Here is a 21,841-nt window from a genome sequence, read left to right as displayed (position 1 = left end):
GCGTGACCCGATGGGTCGAGACGACTTGATCAACCTGCCGGCTCGACGAAAACTTCGTCCTCTGGAGGCACCGGCTCCGATCGAGGCGTTGTGCCCACAACCACACGTTGCCCGGAAACGGGGACTGCAACTGCCAGAAAATTTACATTCCGTGCTGCGAACGCAGCGACCACCGCGGCACGCCTTATTCCGCCGCGTTGAACAGGCGTGCGGGATAACCCTGGCGCCTGGCAAAGCAGATCGCACAGGCGCCATAGAACGAGAACCTCTCCCCCCGCCCTGTTTCAGGGGCGGCCTTCGAATTGGGCATTGCGACTCCGCGTTTCATCTTCTTGTTCCGTCGCGTGCTCGCCGACGAAGGCGACGCCAGCCCCACGCGCTCACCCCAGGCGATGCCGCAGCGCTGCCGCAGGAATCCGGCCAGCGCTTCGACTTCATGTCGCAATTCGCGAGGCGGATGCGTCGCGCTACTTCTGAAGGAGCTGACGGCTCCACCGGCCGATTTCTTCGAGCGTCTCAGCGGTTTCCGGCAGGAACGGGAAGAGCGTGAAGACGTGAACCGAATCGGCCACCATCTTCAACTGCACGTTCGCGCCGGCTGCCTTTGCCCGCTCCGCAAAGCGAGTCGTGTCGCTTTCCAGCACCTCTCCGTTCACGGCCGAAAGGAATACCGGCGGAAGGTCGGCGAGGTCCGCGAACAGCGGCGACACCATCGGATCGGTCGGCTCGTGGCCCTGGAAGTAAGACGCGACGAGGTTGGAAAGCGTCTCGCGATTCGCGGCCGGGTCGTCTCCCGAATTCGCCATGACGGAGGGGCCACCAAGCGTGAGGTCGGTGAGCGGGCAGATTGCAATCACGCCGGCCGGCAACGGCAGGCCCGCGCGACGTAACGCAGCCGCCAGCGCGAGTGCCAGGCCGCCGCCGGACGATTCGCCGCTCAGGAACACCGTCGACGCATCGACACCCGCAGCGAGCAAGCCGCGATAAGCGCTGAATGCGTCGTCGAACGCCGCCGGATACGGATGCTCGGGCGCGAGGCGATAGTCGACCGTGTAGCACGGACCGTTCAGGGCGTGCGAGAGACGGCTGGCGTATTCAACCGAGCTCTTAGCCGTTCCGAGCACGTAGCCGCCGCCGTGGAAGTGCAACACGGTCGCCTTGTGCCCTGCTCCCGCCGCAACCACGCGCAACGCGCTCACCCCGTGAAGATCGACGTCCGTCGCTTCGGTGCTTGCGGGCGCCGGGAACTGCTCCAGAAGGAACCGTTCGTAGGCTGCACGCTGCCCCCGGTCGCCGCGCGCAATGTCATCCGGCTTGAACACGCCTTTCCAGAGATCGAAAGCGCGCTGGCTCTCGGGGCGCACCATCCGCTTTCCTTCGCGTGCCGCGCTCAAGCCAACGACCTCGCCCGGCGGCAGCCTGGCGGCCTCGAGGACGTCGTGCCCCCAGGCGAACGACCACGAAGCCTCGGCCAGCGGATCGATCCGCGAGAGTCCCTTCAGGCGTCCATTACGCTGGCGTACCCGTGCCTCGTCGGGCTCGTGGGCCCAATCGACGACAAATCGCGCGCCCGCCTGAATCCGCGTCGTACGCGGCTGGCGGCGCCGTTCGTATTCCAGCAGCGCGTCCTGAACGCCAGCCGGGCCATGGTTCGCGAGACAGGTGGCGAGCACCCAGGCGTCTTCGATCGCCTGGCAGGCGCCTTGCGCCAGGTAGGGCACCATCGCATGCGCGGCGTCGCCCAGCAGCGCGATCCGTCCGGTACTCCAGTGTTCGATCGGATCCCGGTGGTACATCCCCGTGATGAACGTCGAGTCCACGGCTTCCAGCATTTTCTGGACGGTCGGCTCGGCCCCCTCGAACGAGCGCCGCAGTTGCGCGACGTCGCCCGATTGCGTCCACGACTCGCGGCTCACTTCGGTTGCCGGCACCGACGCGAGAATGCTGTAGAGGTCCTTGCGCACCCAGTAGGAGACGATATTCCGGCCCACGCCGAACCAGTTGTTCCCCGCCACCGGCAGCCTCAGGCCCTTGAGCCGGTCGGCAGGGATCAGCGAGCGCCACATCAGGATGTTGGCGAACTGCTTCTCCTCCGGTCCCCGAAGGGCCGTCCGGACGGCAGAGTGAATGCCGTCCGCGCCGATCACGGCGTCGCCACGAATCACTTCGCCGTTTTGCAGCGTGACGCAGGCGCCCTCGTCATCCTGGGAAACCGACGCGCATTCGGCCCCCAGCCGGATCACACCGGGCGGCACAGCCTTCGCGAGCAGGTCGATCAGGTCGGCGCGGTGGACGTTGTAGAGCAGCGCGCCGTAACGGGCCTCTGCCTCCTTGCCGAGCGGGGCAACGTACAGGAGACGTCCCGTTGACAACTCGAGGTAATCAAAGCGCTCCGGCACGGTCGCAATGCTCGCCAGCGCCGGCTCGAGCCCCAATTCCCGCAGCACAATCGTGCCGTTCGCAGCGATCTGGACACCCGCCCCGACCTCGGTCAATTGCGGCGCGCGCTCCAGTACAATCGGCTCGATGCCGTGGCGCAGCAGCGCCAGAGCGGTCGTTAAGCCACCAATGCCTCCTCCAACAACTATGACTTTCATACTAAGTTTCTCCTTCTCGGTTAGTTATTCAAGTTTAGTTAATTAACTCGACACGGTAAAGTAATGACAACGCCAGGGAAAACCCTTCGCTCGGATGGGGCGGAGACACGAATTCGCTTAAAAGAAGAAGCCCAGCGCCTGTTCGCGCTGCGTGGACTGGACGGCGTGTCCGTGCAGGACATCATCTCCGCCGCTGGGCAGCGCAACAGCGCCTCGCTGCGCTATTACTTCGGCAACAAACTGGAACTGGCACGTGAGCTGGTCGTCGACGGCGCGCGTCTGATAGACGAAGACCGTCAGGCGCGGCTCGACAGACTGGAGGCGGAGGAAGGGATAACCGTGCGAGCGGTATTAGGCGCGCTGCTCTTTCCGATGCTTGAGCTGGCGGATCGTACGGGTCAGGCGACGTACATCCGCATGATCGCCAACTTGCAGTTGAACAACCGCGCGTTCTTGCGGGAAGCGCTGGAAAACAAGTGGAATCTGGGCTATCAGCGTTGCAACGCCCTGCTCCGGGACCTGCTTGCCGAGATTCCGGCAGCCATCGTCGACCACCGGCTGTCGCTCGTCAGCATCTACGGCAATGCCGCACTGGCAGCGTGGGAAGCAAGCCGGGACAGTGGCGATTCGGGAGGGCTCTGGTCGCCGCAATACGCGGTGTCCAGCTTGATGGACAGCTTTGAAAGCGTACTCGCGGCAGAACCGTCGAAGGAAACGCGGTCCCTGCTGGGAGGCGGATCTGACGGCGAGCGCTAGTCGTCTCGCCCACGCGTCGGAAACCCAAGCCCCCCCCGCAAGGCCACTTTTTGGAAATGACCCTATGCGTTACACCGACGCCGTCAGGTACGGACTATCCTTCCCCGGCTCATAGGGCTGCGCCTTGATTTCCATACGTGCAATGCTCTGCAAGTGAACTTCGTCCGGGCCATCCGCGAACCGCAACGCACGGCCCCACGTCCAGCTATCAGCCAATGGCGTGTCGGGACTCAGCCCCATCGCGCCAAACACCTGCATCGCCCGCTCGCAAACGGCGGTGTGAACACTCGGTACGAGCGCCTTGATCATCGAGATCTCCTTGCGCGCCTCCTTCGCACCCACGTTGTCGATCATCCACGCGGCTTTGAGAACAAACAGCCTCGCTTGATCGATTTCGATTCTGGACTTCGCGATCCATTCGGCGACGGCCCCGTGCTCGTACAGCTTCTTTCCGAATGTCGTGCGAGCCTGGGCCCGTTCCACCATCAATTCAAGCGCCAACTCCGCGGCGCCGATCGAACGCATGCAGTGGTGAATCCGTCCCGGGCCAAGGCGCGCCTGCGCGAGCGCAAAGCCGCCGCCCTCTTCACCGAGGAGATTCGCCCTAGGTACGCGCACGCCTTTGAACTCGATCTCGCAGTGGCCTTCCGGTGCCACGTGATTGACCACCGTGATATTGCGGATCACCTTGACGCCGGGTGTATCGCGGGGCACGAGAATCATGCTCTGCTGACGGTGGCTCGGTGCGTCCGGATCCGTTTTGCCCATCACGATGAAGAGCGTGCAATTCGGGTGCGCTGCATTCGTGATGAACCACTTGCGGCCGTCGATGACATAGTCATCTCCATCACGACGAATCGACGTCGTGATATTGGTCGCGTCCGAGGAGGCCACAGCCGGCTCCGTCATCGCAAACGCCGAGCGGATCTTGCCGTCAAGAAGGGGCTTGAGCCACGCTTCGCGCTGAGCGGGCGTGGCAAACATATGGAGCAACTCCATATTGCCCGTGTCCGGTGCATTGCAGTTGAACACCTCGGACGCCCACGACACCCGCCCCATGATTTCAGCCAGCGGCGCGTACTCGAGATTCGTCAGGCGGGTACCGGGCTCGTCATCGCGCAGATGCGGAAGGAACAGGTTCCAGAGACCCTCTTCACGTGCCTGCTCCTTCAAGGTTTCCATAAAGGAAACCGGATATTGACCTGCACTCACTTCGTCGTGCCATTGGCGGATGCGCGGAACGATGTGAGCGTCCATGAACGCACGCACCTGGGTGCGCAGCGCTTCGACTTTCGGGCTATATGCAAAATCCATTTTTACTCTTCCTTGTTCCTGGTTAATGTCGTCGACGCATCAGCCAACGGCGTGCCTCGACCACGTGACTAGATCGTCAGTCCACCGTCGACGACGACACACTCTCCATTGGTATAGCTCGCAGCGTTGGACACCAGGTAAAGCACGGTACCCGCCATCTCACGAGGTTCCGCGTGACGCCGCAGCGGGATTTTGGACATCCAGTTTTCGTACATGGCCTGGTCTTCAAACAGTGCCCCCGCAAAGCGGGTTTTGGTCAGTCCAGGGAGCAGCGCATTCACTCGAATCCCCAACGGCCCGCACTCCTTCGCGAATGCCCGCGTCATGTTGACAACGGCGGCTTTGGTGATCGAGTAGATTCCCTGCCGGTCGCCAGGCTGCAACGCATTGACCGAAGCCGTGTTGACGATCGCGCCGCCGCCGTGCTCCCGCATCAACTTGCCCGCTTCCACGGACATGAAGAAGTAACCGCGCAGGTTGACTTCCACCGTCTTTTCGAACGACGTCAGATCGGTGTCGAGAATGTGGCCAAAATACGGATTCGTCGCCGCGTTGTTGACGAGGATGTCCAGCCGGCCATGCCGTGCGCGAATATGCTGGAAGATCGCGAGAATGTCCTCGACACGCCCGACATGGCACGGTTGCGCTTCAGCGCTCCCGCCCGCTTCCTTGATCTCGCGCGCCACCGATTCGCAATCTTCCAGCTTGCGGCTCGACACAATCACATGGGCACCCTGCTCGGCGAGCAGTTTGGCGATCTCCTCACCGATACCGCGGCTCGCGCCCGTCACCAGCGCAATCTTTCCTTTCAGGTCAAACAAATTAGTAGTCACAATCTCCTCCAATATGTCTACGTTCCGCTTCTCCTGCCTGTCTTCAGATCAGGTCAACGCCCATCTTCGCAAGCACTTCAGCCATCTCCCCCACCTGGCGCGCCTTGTCATTCGATGCGTTACCGCTCAAGGCCCGCTTCTTCACGCCCTGCGCGATAGAGGCGAGCCGGAAGAAACTGAACGCCAGGTAAAAGTTCCAGTTCTCAATCGACGAAATGCCCCGCAGCTCGCAATACCGCTCGACAATCGACGCCTCGTCCGGCACCCCCAACGCCTCTCGATTCAAGCCCTCGAGTCCGGCGATATGACTGCTGGGCGGGAGCCGCAAACACATGCAGAAGTACGCAATGTCAGCCAGAGGATTGCCTAGCGTGGATAGCTCCCAGTCGAGAACAGCGCGAACTTGCGGCGCATCGCGCATGAAAATGAGGTTGTCGATACGGAAATCGCCGTGCACGAGCGACTGCTTTCCGGCTTCCGCCGGACAGTGCGCAGGCAGCCACTCGATCAGCGACTCCATCGCCTCCAATTTATCGGTCTGCGCGGCGCGATATTGCCTGGTCCAGATGTCGATTTGACGCGCGAAATAGTTGCCCGGGCGGCCGTAGTCCGACAATCCGGCATCGTCGATATCCACGTCGTGGAGCGCCGCCATCGTGCCGAGCAGTGCGTCGTAGATGGCGCCGCGCTCCTCGACGGGGACTTCGGGCAGCGCCGGATTCCAGAAGATTCGCCCATCTTCGTAGCTCATGACGTAAAACAGACTGCCGATGACGTCGCGGTCCTCGCAAAGGTGCCAGGCACGCGCGACAGGGACTGGTGTTCGGCCGAGCGCCGACAGCACGCGAAACTCACGGTCAACGGCATGGGCGGACTTGAGCAGTGCGCCGGGAGGTTGACGCCTCAGCACGTAGCGCCCGCTGTGCGCCTTCAAAAGAAACGTCGGATTGGACTGTCCGCCGGGAAATTTCTCGACGGACAACGGCCCTTGAAATCCGGACACGTGCGCCGTCAGATAACGTGTGAGATCTTCGATGTCGAAATGAAGGCTGCCGTTCATGTTGCCTCCCGCTGGGCCGTCCCGAGGGAGGCAACAGCCCCCTTGGGGGGCAGCGAACGTGAGTGAGCGTGGGGGTGGTTCATTGAGTGAGAATCCGGATCGAGGTCAGCCGTAGGTGACAAATTCATGCCGCTCGGCATGTTCGAGATGAGGCACTGAATTGAAGCTGACTAGCGACATCGCGCCGTCGTTAAAGACATACTGGCAAACGCTGCTGTTTCGAATCTGCATGTTCAGTGCAATCGCGGCCGCAGCAGGCGCCTGCAGAACCTGTTGGGCGGTTACCGCGATCGGACCGCCCGAACTCACCACCAGAACGCGCTTGCCGCCGGCCCGCTGGATATCGAGGCGCGCACGCTGGACACGTGTCTGGAATTGATGCCATGTCTCTGGAACAGAGCCCGGCAAGCGGTCATCGGCCCACAGCTGCAGCACGTGCCGGAGCCCTTTGTAAAAGTCCTTCTTCGAACTTGAGACCGACAAACCCAGCGGCATGCCCTGTTCGCCGAGGGCGGCGAACAATGCCTGGAAATCGTATTCGTTCAGACCCGCGTCGTGGGCGATCTCGACTTGCGGGCCACCCATTGCGGCGAGAATGGCATCGGCCGTTTGCCGATGCCGCTGCATGGTGCCGATGACAACGCGATCGAAGCGCAATTTCGCCTGCGCGAAGTACTCGCCGAGCCAACGTGATTGCGTGCGGCCGGAAGGAGATAGCTCGTCATAATTTTCGGCGCCGAAAGACGCCTGGCCATGCCGTACAAGATAGAGTTCTGCCATGCCATCCTCGTCTCAGTATGGCTAGCAGAATACCCAGCGCCGCATCATTCAGGAAATTGATTGTTGTGATAGCTCGCCATAAATTTTGGTGACACCGGGGACCTATGGCCGCCAGGCCCCCGCAGACCCGGCTACTGGTTCATTTCCTGCATGAGGCGGGCAATCTGCTCGCGCAACCAGCGATGCGCCGGGTCCCCGGTCACGCTTCGATGCCAGTAGCAATGAGACTCGAGATCCGGAAGATCGAACGGCAGCTCCAGGATTCGCGCGTCATAGCGCTGCAGGAGCACGAGGGGGGCCGTGAGGACGAGATCGGTTCGCATCGCGATCAACGGAGCGACCATATAGTGTTGAACCCGCGTCTGAATCGATCGCCTGAGGCCCAGCTTGTTCATTTCCGCATCGACAAGGCCAGGTCCCTGGGGGCGGCTGGATACGTGAATATGACCGAACCCGAGGTAGTCGTCGATCGTCAGCTTCTTCCTCTTGAACGGATGGTCGTGGCGCAGCATGCACGCATACCGGTCGCGACCCAGCGGCCCCTGCTCGAGGTAGGGGTCGTCAATCAGCGGCGCGTCGATGGCAAGATTGACCGCACCGCTGGCTAATGCTTCCGGAACCTCTCTGCGCGTCGTGAAGTAGCTTTCGATGCGGATGCCGGGCGCCAGCCGCTGCAGCACCTCCTCCAGTGCAGGCAGAAGGAGCGCCTCCGTGAGGTCGGTCATGCTGAGCCGGAACGTACGCTCAGACGAGGCGGGGTCGAAGCGTCCCCCGACGTGAGTACTCGAGTCAAGCAGCTGCAGCGCCTCGCGAACCTGGCCGATGATGTTTTCCGAAACGGGCGTCGGCATCATGCCGGCCGACGTACTGACAAAAAGCGGATCGTCGAATGCTTTGCGCATGCGCGCCAACGCATTGCTGACAGCAGGCTGAGTGATGAACAGCAGCTCCGCTGCGCGCGTCAGGTTTCGCGTTCTGTAGACAGCTTCGAAGACCACGAAGAGATTCAGATCAACCTTTGACAGACGCATTTTCGAATTCCCCGACGCCACTCGAACTGTATTTTCGACTCCTCCCGTTCACGCGCATGCATCGGCGCAAAGCGCCGATCGGTGGGGTATCACGGAGTAAACCCGGCGAGTCTACTCCTGCCAGTGCGAAACAGCCAAACCAGGAAATGAGGACGCTTCGCGCACACCTATCCCTCGTCTCCGCACGATCGCAAAGACGGCGATCGACTCGTCCGCCCGCCCCGCTTAACCCGGCAACGCCTATAAATTTTCACGGATCATGGCGAACACGTCGGCGGACTGCCCCTGCGGCATGGCTTTCGCGGAATACAGGACCATTCCGTACGAAGCGCGAATCAGGTTTTTCACGCCGCAGCGGTGCGACGCTGCGCGGCCAGATCGCGACCGACGCGGCGGATCTCGGCCTCACCTTGTGCAAGCGCGTCCGGGTTCGTGTGCACCGAGTAGTGGCCGAGCACCAGGGGGTGGGGATGCTTGATAGCGGAGCCGATGACAAACGACGTCGCGCCCTCCGCATGCAGCTCGATGGGCGCCCCGTCGGATTCCTCGAACACGGCGAGATCCCCTGCCTCGATCGGCTCGGATGCGTTCAGCCGGCCCTTGTCGATCGCCAGGAACGCGACGTTGTGCCCGGCAGGTGGCACGTATCGCCACGTCTGCCCAGCGCCCAGTTCAACATGGAAGTAGTTCATGCCCTCAGGCGCGCGGATATCGCTCGCCGCCGATCCGTAGCGGCCGAGGATGACGCGGACCGGACCATCCCGCTGGACCTGGGCTGGCGAGATGTACTGGCTTTCCGGCGGCGAATTCTCCAGCGCGGGCGGAAGGGCGACCCAGAGCTGAAAGAGACGTACGGGTTCGCCTTGCAATACGTTTCCGTCGTGCCAGACACCATTGCCGGCCTTCATCCATTCGAGGCCGCCGGCTGGAAGTTCGCCATGCTTGCCGGTCGTGTCCGCATAGGAGATTCCGCCACTCAGCACGGTCGTGAGGGTTGCGATGCCCGAGTGCGGGTGGAACCCGAACATCGGCTTGCCAGTCGGCACGACCACGGCGTGATCGAGGAACACGAAAGGCTTGATCAACTCGCCGATATCGGAGGGACTGGCCAGACGAGCAATGCCGCCGTGCGCACTGCCACGGGTGCGAAAAGCGATCCGGCGCGGCGCCAGCGTTGTTTCAGGAATCGGGTTGAGTACGGCTGTGTCGATGTTCATGGCTCTACCTCAAGAAAACGCGATACACGTAAGGTAAGGGCTTGTACTCCATCTTAAAAGCCTATATTTTTAGATCCTATATATCGACAGGAGCGATGGATATGCTCGACGGCATTACCCTGGACCAGATCCGGACCTTCATCGCGGCGGTCGATGAAGGCAGCTTCTCAGCAGCCGGACGGAAGCTCCGGCGCGCGCAATCGGTGGTCAGCCAGACCCTCGCGAATCTCGAGGCACAGCTCGAGGTGAAGCTGTTCGACCGCACTGCCCGTTACCCGCAACTCACCGACGCAGGCAAGAGCTTGCTGCTTGACGCCCGTTCCGTAGCGGACACGATCGATGGCTTCAAGGCGCGAGCGCGCGCGATGCGAGAGGGTCTGGAGCCCGAGCTCTCCGTTGCGATGGACGTGATGTACCCCATGGACAGCTTGACGAGCGCGGCGGCTCAATCCCAAAAGGATTATCCGCACACGCCGCTGCGGCTCTATGTCGAGACGCTGGGTGGTGTGATGAAACTGGTGCTTGATCAGATGTGCAACATTGGCGTGATTGGCACTCTGCCGATCGTGACGGACGAACTGCAGGTCGAATCCTTGCGCGAGCTCGAACTGGTTACGGTCGTCAGTCCCTCTCATCCGCTCGCCAGTTTCCGAGGCGTCATTTCGGCGGCCGCAATCAAGAAGCACGTGCAACTCGTCCTGAGCGACCGAACCGCACTGTCCCAGGGACGCGAATTCGGTGTATTGGCCACCTCGACGTGGAGGCTCGCGGATCTGGGGGCCAAGCATGCCTTTCTGAAGGCGGGCCTGGGCTGGGGCCATATGCCCCTGCACATGGTCAAGGCGGAGCTCGAAAGCGGCACGCTGGTGAAGATTCGCCTTGAAGGTCTACCGCGCGACGTGATGATGCCGATGAAGGTTGTTTACCGCAAAGACGCGCCGCCGGGACCGGCTGCCCGCGCCTTCATTGCACAACTGGGGAAGTAGGCTGATTGCCGCGATCTGGCCGCACGGAGCTTGTTAAGGAGGATGTCGGTCCACCAGAACAGATTGTCCATTTCGATATCCAGATCGGTGTCGGCCAGACGGAATTCCGCCTGGCCGTCTCAGCGGAGCCGCCTTCTCAACCCGCGCTCAGCGATGCTGCACGCGAGCCCGACCGACCGGCGCGCGCATCCAGACTGAAGGCGCCGGCACCGAAGTAGGCGATCTGCAGCAGGCCACCGGCCATCATCACGTTCTTGAGAAAGTGAATCATCTGGTTTTGATCTGCGAAGTTATGGTGAAAGAACATCGCCGTGACCACGCAGAACACCGCCATTGCCAGCGAGACGACACGAGCCCGGTAGCCCGACAACAGCAGCAAGCCGCCGCCCAGTTCGGTCAGCACGGCAACAACGAACGCGAGTGGCGGCACGGGCAGGCCGATGGCTGCAATATAACCAACCGTCGCACCATACGCTGCGAGCTTGCCCAGCCCGCTCATGACAAACGGTGCCCCGATCAGAATGCGACCCAACAGCGGAAGAAATTTGAAACGTTCCATTACTATCTCCTGAAATGGATTTGCGCAGGTGGAGTACAAGAGAGGGAATTAGCCGGCGTCCACCATCACCAGCTCGGAATCTTCAAGAGCGGAAATCTGCGCCGCGGCGACTTTCGTGATCGCCACACCGTCTAGCGGCCCAACGGGCTCGCCATTCAATTCGATGCGTCCCGAGGCCACGACAAGATAGGCACGACGCGATGGACCCAACTCGTGTCGAACGCTTTCGCCTGCCTTTAGCATTGCGCCAAGCACACGCGCATCGGCGCGAATGGGAAGCGCCTCTTCATCGCCGGCGAACCCGCTGGCAAGGACTACGAAGCGCCCTGACCGGTCGACTTTGGGAAACGGCTTGGTATCCCACGCGGGTTCGCCACCGGCTTCACGAGGCAGCAGCCAGATCTGATAGACCTTGAGCGGCACCTCGCCCTTGTTGAACTCGGTGTGGCGTATGCCCGTACCGGCGCTCATGACCTGGACATCGCCTGCCTGAATCGTTCCGTCGGATCCCACAGTGTCTCGATGCCCAAGCAGGCCCTGGCGTACATAGGTGATGATCTCCACGTCACGGTGCCCGTGCATGGGAAACCCGCTGCCGGCAGCAATCTCGTCGTCGTTCCAGACGATCAGGGGACCCAATGCTCCATGCTCGGGATTACCATCGGCGCTAACCGCGAAATGGTATTTCGCGCGCAGCCAATTTCGTTCCGCCCTGTCCAATGATTCCCAACGCCTGTGTGCGAGCATGTCCGCCTCCGTTTCCCGCCGCCGCAAATGCGGCGCCTGTCGCCTGTGCGACCGACCGAATGCGGCGCTGATGCAGGTGATGGGAAGGATGCTATATTTGCAACGAACTCATGCATAGATCCAACAATGAAACGTATCATTGCCCTCAGTAGAACGATTAGAGGGGATTGAAGTCTGCCCATGAACGCAATCACTGACCTCAATGATCTTCGGCTCTTCGCGGAGGTGGTCCAGCATGGAAGCTACACGGCGGCCGCGCGCGCCCTCGGCCTGCAGACCTCGAAGCTCAGCCGTCGCGTTCGTGCCTTGGAAGAAGAACTTGGCGTCCGCCTGCTCAATCGCACGAGCCGTAGCCTGTCTTTGACGGAAACCGGGCGGCAGTTCCACCAGCATTGCCTTGCGCTGGTAGCGGAAGCCAAGGCCGCCAAAGATATCGTGGACCGCACGCGTTCCAGGCCGCAGGGCACCATCCGCATCGCCTGCCCCGTGGCCCTGCTGGAGTCCGGCATCTCCACGATCATTGCGCGATACGTCGCGGACAACCCCGACGTCCAGGTTCTGCTGGATGCAACCAACCGCCGCGTGGATGTCGTCGAGGAAGGCTTGGACTTTGCCATCCGGGTCAGGCTTCCGCCGCTGGAAAACACCGATCTCGCGGTCCGCCAGCTAGGCTTGTCGATCCACATTCTGGTTGCCAGTCCCGCGTTGGCGGCACGCCATCCGGCGCCCGGCTCAATCGAATCCGTGAAGGCATGGCCTACCCTCTCCATGGCCAGCAGCGGCGAGCGATTTGTCTGGAACCTGGTCGACGCTGAAGGGCGCGTGACCTCATGGGCGCATCAGCCCCGCTTGGCGACCGACGATCTGGCGAGCCTTCGGATTGCGGCAATATCGGGCGTCGGCGTGGCAATGCTGCCGAGGGAGCTGGTTGAGGCCGATATTCAGGCCGGCCGTCTGCAGCACCTGCTGCCCGGCATGGCTACCACGCCGGGGCTTGTGCATGCGATCTTCCCCACGCGCCGAGGCATGGTTCCGGCCGTCCGTCACCTGCTCGATGCGCTCGTTGCGGGATTCGACGATCTGAACCGGCAGCGCTAGAGCGGCCGCCCGCGTTGCGTTGTGTCCTGCAACTTGCGCCGCGGTTTCAGCGTGCAGTATGCGGGCCGGCACTCAATGCCATGAACTTGAAGGACTCGCGATTCGCGGGAGCAGCGCCTCACGGAAGCCCAACCAGGACCCGGTCGTCGATAAGCAGGCCAACGTCTGTGCGGGACACGACGCACGGCAGACGCACCTAAAACAAAACGGCCGAGGTTTCCTACCGATACAGGCGGGAAACACTCAGCCGTAAATTGCGCGATGTTCGAAAATGGCGCCTAACGCCCAATATTACATACCGCTTGCCGCGCCCGAACGAGACGTTCCGTCAACAGCACCGCCGTATCCCGAAACGGGGGCTTGGGCTTGAGCGATGGCGTTCTGAGCCGCGACTTTTGCTTCAGCGGCCTGGATGTTCTCCGGGTAGTGAATCCAGTCGTGCGGGTCATAGCCCGCTTTCTCGAGCTGCACCAGATCGGCACGCACCTGCGCACGACTTTCCGGCTGACTGGACTGTGCGAACGACACAACCGGTGCTGCAAAAAGGGCAGCGATAAGAACCATCCTGGTGAACGACTTCATGATGACGTACCTCAACGATTTTTGTTAGTGGCGCTACGAGAGTTTCCCTGTCACGGTTGAACCGAGTCTAATGGGCAAAAATAACTAGGGTAAGTACTAATTTCCCCAACTCTCTGTTGCTAAAGCCGCAACAATCAGCCAACACGGGTGACCATTTCGCGGATCCATTCGTCACTACAGACGATTGCTGTCGCTGAGTTACAATCGGTCGCGATTGCATGACCTTCCCAGGAAGCCGCGAAAATGAGCCTAGCCGCCAGCAAGCAAGCCACGTCCGCTCGAACCCGCAAGAAGTCTGTCTCGACCCAGCCCGAAGCCGGCCGCGCCGAAGCTGGCCGCGCCGAAGCTGCCACGAACCCACATTCTCCGGGCAGCAGCAACGTCGAATTCATCACCCAGCAGTGGCAGCGGGAATACAGAAATCTGGATCTTTCGAACTTCCTGCTCGCGGTTTATTTCATGCGCATCGGTACGCTCGTCGAAGTCGCGTTTGACAAGAGGTGCCAGGAACGTTGGGGTATCAGCGGGTCAGACATGCGTGTCCTGCTGGCGCTGCGTCGCAGCGGCCACCCGTATGCAAAGCGGCCGACCGATCTGTATCGCTCCCTGCTCGTTACTTCGGGCGCAATAACCAAGAAGATCGATCGGCTCGCGAGCCTTGGCATGGTCGAACGCCAGTCCGACCCGAGTCACGGCGGCGGGTCGATCGTTCATCTGACCAGGAAGGGCCTTGACGTTGTCGAAAAAGCCATTGTGAAGCTTGCGGAAGAGTCTTCGATCGCACCTGCTATGGCGCACTTTACGGAAACCGAGCGGGCAAGCGGTACGGAGTTCTGTTTGCGTACCTTGGCCCTGATGGAGGAATTGAACGTCCCGGCAATCGAAGACACCGAAAACATCGAGTCAACATCTCGAACCAAAGCGGCGCGACGGCCATCCCGCAACAGTCGTTAATTACAGTCGTTAATTACACTGTGGCGGCAGCCTTTTTTTGTGCATCCTGCAAGCTCTGCGGGTAGTACGACGTGGCCCAGCAGCAGCGCTACAGCAACGAAAGTCGCCTTGCTCACGGATGAACGCATTAGCTACTCCTTGTTTTTAGTTGAAGTGAACTTGCTGACAGCATCGTAGTTAGAGCAACGGCGTTCCTATATGGCCTACTCGTTTCGGTAACGCCCGGAATCTGCCAGTTGTCGGACTGCCACGGCTACGCACCTCCCGGACCTGGGACGTAGCTCTTGACTATGTGGTCGACCAAGGCCGGCAAACGCTGAGCGATCCGCCGGGAATCGCTGCTCGATTTGAAATTGGATGTTGCACCCTCCCAAAGCATCACCAACGTATCCGTCAGCACCCCGGCATCCACTGCGTTTGCGGCAACTGCCAGCCGCATCAATAGTGCTCGAAACTCCTGGCCAGGATTGGTACGCGAAAGCGTGACAGGATGCTCCTCGGCGGTGAACGCTACCACCGGCAATTGAGGTTGCCCGCGCTGATAACCATCTGAAGCCAGCTCAACCGCGACATCGATAAAGAGTTCGAGCAAGTACTGGATGGGCTCTTCGCCCGATCGATGTCCAGCTTCCTGCCATCGCGCGCGCTCGCGATCGCGATCGCAACATCCACCATTGCTTTCCACATCGTTCAGCCATCCTTTGTGTCAGCCACAGCAGCCGAATTGGCTCCAAAGACTGTTGTGGCGATTCTTGTAACAAAGCATTTTGGCGAATGTCGCGTAGTCGACCCGGGAAGCGTCGCCTTGCAAATTGTGTCGTTCCGGAGTGTTCGCTTTCGTCACGATGAAACTCCAGAGTTGCCCTGTCGGTAACCAATGAAATTACCGCTGGTTCGACCCGCCGGGAATGCTATCTCCACAACCACAGTTCGCACATGTCCCGAATCGCAAAGCACCATTGCGCGCCGTAGGACGATAAAGGCCCACGCCACGGACGCCGCATTCGTGTCGCTTGAACGCCAACACTTAGTGAATCGCTTCACGCCGACCCTTTCCGGCTTGGACCCGAGATGCGGTCCCAAGCATGCCGTCATCGACGAATGGGTTGACACGCCTCCACCGGCATCCTAATATACAACAATGCTGTACGCATTCACTATTGTTGAATACACAGCACAGCGCCTGGCAGGAGACATCGAAGTTTCAGGATCGCCATCATTTATTAAGGATTACTTTCAATGGACAGCATCTATTTTGAACGTCGTCAGAACGTAGGCCATATCGTATTGGCCAATCCTCCCTCGAATCTCATCGCGGCTGATTTCGCCGACTGCCTTGAGAGGGCCGTCCGGGAAGCCAGCAAGGCCGATATCCGGTCGCTCCTGATCCGTGCACAGGGGCCCGACTTCAGCAAGGGCGGCGACGTCCTCGATTTCATCGACAAAGGTTTCGATGATTGGCGGACGTTCATATCGCAGATTCACCACACCTATCGGTCAATCGAATCCCTCCAGATTCCAACGATTGCCGCAGTGCGCGGTGCGGCATTCGGCGGCGCATTCGAGCTGGCTCTCGCTTGCGACTTCATTGTCGCCGCAGAGAACGCCACCTTCCGGTGTATTGAAGCGTCCGTTGGCTCGGCACCTGTCGCGGGCGGCGTGCAACGCCTGGCGGAACGAGTGGGCCGTGCGTATGCGGCGCGCTACGCGATGCTAAGCGAACCCATGTCCGGCGCGACCGCCGGTCAGCTCGGCGTTGCCGCCTTCGTCGTCGGCGAAGATCAGGTCGAGAACGTCGCCGAGGATCTCGCCATCAAACTTGCCAACGGCCCTACGCGCTCGTATGGCGCCATTCGCGCCCTCCTCAAGGCATGGTCAGGCGGCGGCGTGCCCGGTGCCGACGCGCTGGTCCTCGATCTCACCATGGGGCTGCACATGACGGAAGACGCCAGGAAAGGGCGAACTGCACGTGCAGAAGCCGTCGCGCGCGGCGAAGAACCGGCTCCGGTCGTTTTTCTCGGCAAATGAGCCATCAGACAGGCCCATGGCGCGGAAGACCGGCTTGCAGCTGCGCAAGGTCCCCAAGTAGATCCGCTTTGTCGACTCGTTTCCCACCACCGTGACGGGAAAAATCCAGAAGTACCAGATACGGAAAATCATGACCGACGAGCTTGGACTGAAAGAACAACACACAGCGTGACGCTCCTCGGCGATGAGATCACATCAATCCCGTTGTCACACTTTACCGGAGTGCTGCCATGGCAGAAGTCGATATACAAACCGTCTATTTCGTCGCGAAGGATATTGGCCGGCTGGAAAATTTCTATGGTTCGGCGCTGGGGATGCCTGTCCAGTTCCGCGACGAGAACAAGTGGACTCAATTCCGCCTGCAGCGCAGCGCATTCGCACTGTGCTCGGTAGAAGAAGCGGCACAAGGAGCCGTCGGGGCCGTCCCCGTCTTCCAGGTCGCCGGGGAGGCCCAGGACGAGGTTCGGCAGAAAATCCTGTCCGCCGGCGGCCAGTTACTCGCAGAGCGCGACATGGGTACGCACGGCATTGTTGCCACCTACAAGGATCCGGAAGAAAACATCTTTCAGGTATTCAGCAAATCTCCGGCGCACTAAGTCGCGCCAAGTCAGAAGACCACTCAATTCGCACCTTACTGGAAAATCGATGAAATTCGGTATATTTGACCAAAACGATCGCAATGGACTGCCTATTCATAAGCAGTACGAAGATAGAATGGAAATTATCGAGTTTTACGACAGGCTCGGCTTCCATTGTTATCACATGTCGGAACACCATGCGACCACGCTGAGCGCTTGCCCGTCGCAAAGCGTGTTTCTTGCCGCTGCCGCGCAGCGCACCAGGACACTGCGCCTGTCTCCGCTGGTCTACATTCTCCCGATCCACCACCCCGTGCGTCTTGCCGAAGAAATCTGCATGCTCGACAATCTGAGCGGCGGCCGCCTGGAGTATGGCGTGGGGCGAGGCGCCTCGCCCCACGAAATCGCGGCGCTCGGTATCGATCCGGCCACGGCTCAGGCCAGATACATCGAGTCGTATGAAATCATCAAGCGGTATCTCAGTTCGGATACCCTCGACTATCAGGGGACGTTCTGGCAATTCAACGACATGCCGGTCGAACTCAAGCCGCTGCAGACGCCCCCTCCGACCTGGTACGCGCTGGCGTCGCCGGAGTCGACGGTATGGCCAGCCCAGGAGAAGATGAACATCGTGTGCGGCGGCCCGGTCCAACGCGTCAGAGCCATCACCGAGCGATATCGCGAAGAATTCTCCAAACGGCATCCGTCCGCCGCTGAGCCGCTCATCGGCGTGAATCGCTATATTGTTGTCGCGGAAACGGACCAGGAGGCCATGAAAATTGCCTCGCGGGCATGGTCAGTCTTCTATCCGAACTTTTACAAGCTCTGGAAAAAGCACGGGACGGAACCGGTCAACCAGAAGCTTCCGCCGACCATCGCAACGCTCGTGGAATCGGGCCTCGCCGTAGTGGGCCGCCCGGAAACCGTTCGTGAAAAACTGCTGGAGCAGGCGCACGATGGGGACTTCAACTACCTCATCGGAACGTTCATGTTCGGCGACATGTCCGTCGCCGAAGCCAAGACATCTATTGGGCTTTTTCACGAGTCCGTCATGCCCGCGTTCAGCGAGTTGCAAAAGGTTCCATCATGAATGGCAGCACTCTGGTAGACCACGAACGTCCTCCAATCAGGACGTTCGACAAACGCCAGTTGAGAGACGTATTAGGGTCCTTTGTCACCGGTGTCACCGTGGTCACCACCCGCGATGCCGAGGGAGGCATGCACGGCCTCACCGCAAATTCGTTTTCCTCAGTTTCTTTGGATCCACCCCTCGTTTTATGGAGCCAGGCGACCTCCGCGGGAAGCCATTCTGCGTTCAAGGATGCCGAACGATTCACCATCAACATCCTGGCAGAGCACCAATACGACCTCGCCAATCACTTTGCGACCCGCTCGCCGGACAAATTCTCCGGCATCGACTATGACCTTGGGGTCGACGGGCTGCCGCTACTGCGCAATTGCAGCGCATGGCTGGAGTGCAAGGTGGTCTCCCGCTTTCCAGGCGGAGACCATGTGATTTTTGTCGGATCGGTGGATTGCATTCGCCAGAGCACGCGGCGGCCACTGGTATTCGGCGGCGGGCAGTATCTGGTCGCCGACCCGCACGACCTCGGCCGCGCACCGGTCGGAACGGAGGGTGCGATGAAATCGCAGCCGCATGCTGTCCGGCTGGCCAGCCGCGCCATGTTGCGGCTCGCGCATACACTGGACAAGACGCTTGCGCTGGTAGCGTGGGGCAATCACGGTCCCACGGTGATCGCGTGGCAAGCCGCGACCACGCCCGTGGTCGCCGATCTGCCGCTGGGACTTGTGCTACCGGTGACGACTTCCGCTTCGGGCCTGGCTCTCGCGGCGTTTCTTCCGCCTGAAGCGGTCGATCGATTCGTGACGGCGGAGCTGCGTGATAACGGACGACAAGCGTCTGGCGAACTGACCCTCACCGCGGAATCATTCGCCAGCGTACTTGAATCCGTCAGGGCTTCGCATGTCGCGACAAGGCGCCCCGGGCCGTTTTATGACGACCGGGTGCTCGCCAACGCCATCAGCGTGCCCATTCTTTCCCCGAGCGGACTGGCCGTGCTGGCACTGACGGCGATCGGCCCAGCAGAGCATTTCGATGCCGCGGCTGACAGCCCTTGTGCAGAAGCCCTCAGGGACGCCGCACACGAGATCTCCGCTGCATTGGGAGACGCGTGAATTGGCATTTGCCCAAGTTAAAGCGACCAATATATCGGCCAAACTCCCATCATGACTGAAACAGATAGCCAACTACTTGAATCCTCGCTGCCCGCCATCGAACAGGCAGCATTGAATCTCCCGACACTTGGCGACAAACGGGTCATCACGTATCGGGTTGCCGGCGACGAGCGCGCGCCCGCCATCGTGCTGCTGCATGGCATTGGTTCGAGCTCGGCGGGATATCGCGCGCAGCTCGCCGCACTGTGCAGGCACCATCGGGTGATTGCCTGGGATGCACCCGGCTATGGACAAAGCAGCCCCTTTGCGATCGGCACGCCGGCCGCCACGGATTATGCGGATGCGCTCATGGCCCTGCTGTCCGCGCTCGGCATTGCGCGTGCGACCGTCGTAGGCAGTTCATGGGGGAGTGTCATCGCTGCAACGTTTGCGGCGCGGTACCCGTCGGCTACACGCGCTCTCGTATTGAGCGCGCCCAATGTTGCACGAGGACATCTATCCGGTGCGGAGCGCGACCAGGCGCGAGAAGTCCTGATGCGAAGCGCAGCGGCACAATCGCCCGAGGCGCGCGCCGCTGTGGTCAACGCGCTGGTCGCTCCGAACGCCGGTCCCCTGGTTCGCGCGGTCGTATCACGGCTGAGAGACGCGGTGACCGCCACAGGCTGGGAACACGCCGTGGATATGCTTTTCTCCACATATACGCCATCCGTCGTTGCTTCGATCCAGGCGCCGCTCTCCGTCATTATCGGCAACCTGGACCGCGTCGCTCCCATCGACGACCATGCCCGGCCGATTCACGAGGCTGCTCACGATTCGACACTCCACGTACTCGATGCAATCGGCCACATGCCGAAGCTCGAAGCGCCGGGGGCATTCAATTCCATCGTGTTGGCAGCTGCCGCAGCCGGGACAGACTGATGGAAGGATGAATGCAATGAGGAGGCTGCGGCGCAGGCCGCTGCCCTCGCTTCAGGGCCTGTTCACGCTAATAACAGGCCCTAATGTGTCCATTGCTTGTCGCTCGCCGGGACAGATGGCGCGCATCGGTATCGCGCGCCCGGCTTCTACCCAATTTTGCTGGGGACCTTTCCGCCCAGTGCAACCGTAGCTCGAACCGCGCTATCGAGTAGCGCTTTTATCTGCTTACCTTCAATTTCCGTGTCCAGTGTTGCGGGCGATCCGATGAGACTGATGGCAAATCGAAGATATCCGTCCCTGTCCCAGATCGGGGCCGCGACAGACACGTAACCCATGTCCCCGCGATGGACCGTTGTGAAGCCACAGGTACGCAATTCAGTGATCGCTTCTCCCCGCAAGGAAGCCGGACTCCATTCCTGTTCCGCAGACAGTTCGCGGCTGATGAGATCGTCGGTGCGCCCGGGCTGAAGGCAGGCAATGAACAGCTTTCCCGCCGCCGTCGTGACCAGCGGAATCAGACCGGTTCTCAACTCGAGAATACTGCGCGTCTGCCCCTCCTGCTTAAAGAGACTAACCGGGCCATCCTCGGTCCATGCGGTCACGGCCGCGCCACTCAGTGTTGCTTCCCGCAAGGCGATCACCTCCCGGCGAACGATATCGAATCCGTCCAGCTGGTTAATCGCGCTCATACCCAAAGCAAGCGACGCCGGCCCGAGCTTGTAGCACCCTGGCTTTTCGTCCGTCGACGCAAGCCCGGTTCGCACCAGACTAATCATGTAGTTGCTCGTCGCGCTCGGCGACAGTTCGGACAAGGCAGCAATCTCCTTGAGCGGGAGTGCTCGCTCACTCGTCTGCAACGCGGAGAGGATTCGGAACGCAATCTCGACAGACTGAATGCCGCGCCTCGCAGTCACATTGGTCATTTTTCGGCCATATGGAAGTCACAAAAAATCACCGCCCCGGGTTTCTATGGACGGTCGCCATGTTGACACGTCTAGGGGTGACCCCAATAGTGTTCAACATAAATTATCTCATTCATTATTGTTGAATTCAACACCGGCAAGCTGCGACGATCAGGGACAAGCGATCTGCTGGAATAAACGTCTGAATTTTTCAGCCTCTCATTTCATCAGTAGTACACTTTTTTGCCATTCCTTTTATTCAAATAACTTCTTCGGAAGAGTAACAACCGGGTCGAAGACAAGGCATGGCAATTTTTGGACGTACGGTGGCAGGCGCGATCGTTGCAATCCGCGATTACGCATGCATCACAGATGGTCAGCGAAATTACGGCAGCCTCTGTCGAGCAGAGTCATGGCCTGGAACAGGTCAATCAGGCAGTCATTCAGATGGACAAGATCGCGCAAGCTAACGCGGCGCTGATCGAACAGGCTACGTCTGCTACTCAACTACTTGAGGAACAGGCAAACACGCTTAAAACGACCGTGTCTTCGTTCAAGCTTTTTGATGCGAACGAGCAGATGCTCGAAGCAAGGTCCTGACTTCACTGGAAAGACGTATCGCCGGGAAGTTGCCTTCATCGACGGTCGCAACCAATGGGTGCAATTGATCTAAAGAAATCCTGCCTGATGTGGGATAGCACCGGC

Annotated in this window: 22 protein-coding genes; 10 read left to right on the top strand and 12 right to left on the bottom strand. The window is 60.4% G+C overall.

The genetic code is table 11. The features are described 5' to 3' along the window. Positions 1 to 467 precede the first annotated feature (467 nt). Complete coding sequence (locus P3T22_RS07770; protein ID WP_063499453.1) at positions 468 to 2,597, bottom strand: alpha/beta hydrolase fold domain-containing protein; 2,130 nt, start codon at positions 2,595 to 2,597, stop codon at positions 468 to 470. A gap of 63 nt (positions 2,598 to 2,660) precedes the next feature. Between P3T22_RS07770 and P3T22_RS07765 the strand changes: the two genes are divergently transcribed. Beyond that, complete coding sequence (locus P3T22_RS07765) at positions 2,661 to 3,353, top strand: TetR/AcrR family transcriptional regulator (RefSeq protein WP_063499454.1); 693 nt, start codon at positions 2,661 to 2,663, stop codon at positions 3,351 to 3,353. 69 nt (positions 3,354 to 3,422) lie between these two features. Here the strand turns inward: P3T22_RS07765 and P3T22_RS07760 are convergent, their stop codons facing one another. The 6 genes from P3T22_RS07760 to P3T22_RS07735 all read right to left on the bottom strand — a co-directional run bounded on the left by P3T22_RS07760 (position 3,423) and on the right by P3T22_RS07735 (position 9,588). Beyond that, complete coding sequence (locus tag P3T22_RS07760; protein WP_063499455.1) at positions 3,423 to 4,667, bottom strand: acyl-CoA dehydrogenase family protein; 1,245 nt, start codon at positions 4,665 to 4,667, stop codon at positions 3,423 to 3,425. Between the two features lie 68 nt (positions 4,668 to 4,735). Further along, a complete protein-coding gene (locus P3T22_RS07755; RefSeq protein ID WP_063500770.1) occupies positions 4,736 to 5,500 on the bottom strand; it encodes an SDR family oxidoreductase in 765 nt (254 codons plus the stop codon). Positions 5,501 to 5,543: 43 nt separating this feature from the next. Beyond that, positions 5,544 to 6,560: a phosphotransferase gene (locus tag P3T22_RS07750; RefSeq protein WP_429324665.1), complete on the bottom strand. Its 1,017-nt coding sequence runs from the start codon at positions 6,558 to 6,560 to the stop codon at positions 5,544 to 5,546. A 105-nt stretch (positions 6,561 to 6,665) separates the two neighbouring features. Next, positions 6,666 to 7,340 (bottom strand): histidine phosphatase family protein, encoded by a 675-nt coding sequence (locus P3T22_RS07745; protein WP_063499457.1) that lies wholly within the window; start codon positions 7,338 to 7,340, stop codon positions 6,666 to 6,668. A gap of 131 nt (positions 7,341 to 7,471) precedes the next feature. Continuing rightward, positions 7,472 to 8,371, bottom strand: a complete 900-nt coding sequence (locus P3T22_RS07740) for a LysR family transcriptional regulator (RefSeq protein ID WP_063499458.1) — start codon at positions 8,369 to 8,371, stop codon at positions 7,472 to 7,474. A 344-nt stretch (positions 8,372 to 8,715) separates the two neighbouring features. Further along, a complete protein-coding gene (locus P3T22_RS07735) occupies positions 8,716 to 9,588 on the bottom strand; it encodes a pirin family protein (protein WP_429324664.1) in 873 nt (290 codons plus the stop codon). A 101-nt stretch (positions 9,589 to 9,689) separates the two neighbouring features. On the opposite strand from P3T22_RS07735, the gene P3T22_RS07730 reads away from it, so the two are divergent. After that, positions 9,690 to 10,574, top strand: a complete 885-nt coding sequence (locus P3T22_RS07730; RefSeq protein ID WP_429324698.1) for a LysR family transcriptional regulator — start codon at positions 9,690 to 9,692, stop codon at positions 10,572 to 10,574. A gap of 136 nt (positions 10,575 to 10,710) precedes the next feature. Here P3T22_RS07730 and P3T22_RS07725 read toward each other — a convergent pair whose 3' ends face one another. Beyond that, a complete protein-coding gene (locus P3T22_RS07725) occupies positions 10,711 to 11,133 on the bottom strand; it encodes a DoxX family protein (protein WP_063499461.1) in 423 nt (140 codons plus the stop codon). 48 nt (positions 11,134 to 11,181) lie between these two features. After that, positions 11,182 to 11,880, bottom strand: a complete 699-nt coding sequence (locus tag P3T22_RS07720) for a pirin family protein (protein WP_063499462.1) — start codon at positions 11,878 to 11,880, stop codon at positions 11,182 to 11,184. A 180-nt stretch (positions 11,881 to 12,060) separates the two neighbouring features. Between P3T22_RS07720 and P3T22_RS07715 the strand changes: the two genes are divergently transcribed. Next, complete coding sequence (locus P3T22_RS07715) at positions 12,061 to 12,978, top strand: LysR substrate-binding domain-containing protein (protein WP_429324663.1); 918 nt, start codon at positions 12,061 to 12,063, stop codon at positions 12,976 to 12,978. A 291-nt stretch (positions 12,979 to 13,269) separates the two neighbouring features. On the opposite strand, the gene P3T22_RS07710 is transcribed toward P3T22_RS07715, so the two are convergent. Beyond that, positions 13,270 to 13,560, bottom strand: a complete 291-nt coding sequence (locus tag P3T22_RS07710; RefSeq protein ID WP_063499464.1) for a DUF4148 domain-containing protein — start codon at positions 13,558 to 13,560, stop codon at positions 13,270 to 13,272. Between the two features lie 243 nt (positions 13,561 to 13,803). Here P3T22_RS07710 and P3T22_RS07705 point away from each other — a divergent pair, with 243 nt between their 5' ends. Then, on the top strand, positions 13,804 to 14,514 hold the full coding sequence (locus P3T22_RS07705; protein WP_429324662.1) for a MarR family winged helix-turn-helix transcriptional regulator: 711 nt from the start codon (positions 13,804 to 13,806) through the stop codon (positions 14,512 to 14,514). A 253-nt stretch (positions 14,515 to 14,767) separates the two neighbouring features. On the opposite strand, the gene P3T22_RS07700 is transcribed toward P3T22_RS07705, so the two are convergent. Then, positions 14,768 to 15,106 (bottom strand): hypothetical protein, encoded by a 339-nt coding sequence (locus tag P3T22_RS07700; protein ID WP_148662321.1) that lies wholly within the window; start codon positions 15,104 to 15,106, stop codon positions 14,768 to 14,770. Between the two features lie 647 nt (positions 15,107 to 15,753). On the opposite strand from P3T22_RS07700, the gene P3T22_RS07695 reads away from it, so the two are divergent. The 5 genes from P3T22_RS07695 to P3T22_RS07675 all read left to right on the top strand — a co-directional run bounded on the left by P3T22_RS07695 (position 15,754) and on the right by P3T22_RS07675 (position 20,234). Then, complete coding sequence (locus P3T22_RS07695; RefSeq protein WP_063499466.1) at positions 15,754 to 16,542, top strand: enoyl-CoA hydratase/isomerase family protein; 789 nt, start codon at positions 15,754 to 15,756, stop codon at positions 16,540 to 16,542. A gap of 230 nt (positions 16,543 to 16,772) precedes the next feature. Next, positions 16,773 to 17,138, top strand: a complete 366-nt coding sequence (locus P3T22_RS07690) for a VOC family protein (protein ID WP_063499467.1) — start codon at positions 16,773 to 16,775, stop codon at positions 17,136 to 17,138. 49 nt (positions 17,139 to 17,187) lie between these two features. Continuing rightward, positions 17,188 to 18,210, top strand: coding sequence for an LLM class flavin-dependent oxidoreductase (locus tag P3T22_RS07685; protein ID WP_063499468.1), 1,023 nt, complete (start codon positions 17,188 to 17,190; stop codon positions 18,208 to 18,210). After that, positions 18,207 to 19,316, top strand: coding sequence for a flavin reductase (locus P3T22_RS07680; RefSeq protein WP_082855363.1), 1,110 nt, complete (start codon positions 18,207 to 18,209; stop codon positions 19,314 to 19,316). The genes P3T22_RS07685 and P3T22_RS07680 overlap by 4 nt, the downstream gene beginning before the upstream one ends. Positions 19,317 to 19,367: 51 nt before the next feature. Further along, complete coding sequence (locus tag P3T22_RS07675; protein WP_082855364.1) at positions 19,368 to 20,234, top strand: alpha/beta fold hydrolase; 867 nt, start codon at positions 19,368 to 19,370, stop codon at positions 20,232 to 20,234. A gap of 146 nt (positions 20,235 to 20,380) precedes the next feature. Here the strand turns inward: P3T22_RS07675 and P3T22_RS07670 are convergent, their stop codons facing one another. After that, positions 20,381 to 21,157, bottom strand: a complete 777-nt coding sequence (locus tag P3T22_RS07670; protein WP_429324661.1) for an IclR family transcriptional regulator — start codon at positions 21,155 to 21,157, stop codon at positions 20,381 to 20,383. A gap of 351 nt (positions 21,158 to 21,508) precedes the next feature. On the opposite strand from P3T22_RS07670, the gene P3T22_RS07665 reads away from it, so the two are divergent. After that, a complete protein-coding gene (locus P3T22_RS07665; RefSeq protein ID WP_429324660.1) occupies positions 21,509 to 21,736 on the top strand; it encodes a hypothetical protein in 228 nt (75 codons plus the stop codon). Positions 21,737 to 21,841: the final 105 nt, after the last annotated feature.

The sequence above is a fragment of the Paraburkholderia sp. GAS348 genome, from assembly GCF_050434205.1.
In the GTDB taxonomy this organism is placed as follows: domain Bacteria; phylum Pseudomonadota; class Gammaproteobacteria; order Burkholderiales; family Burkholderiaceae; genus Paraburkholderia.
Note: the sequence above shows the minus strand (reverse complement) of the source record. Positions and strands in the feature narration are given on the sequence as shown.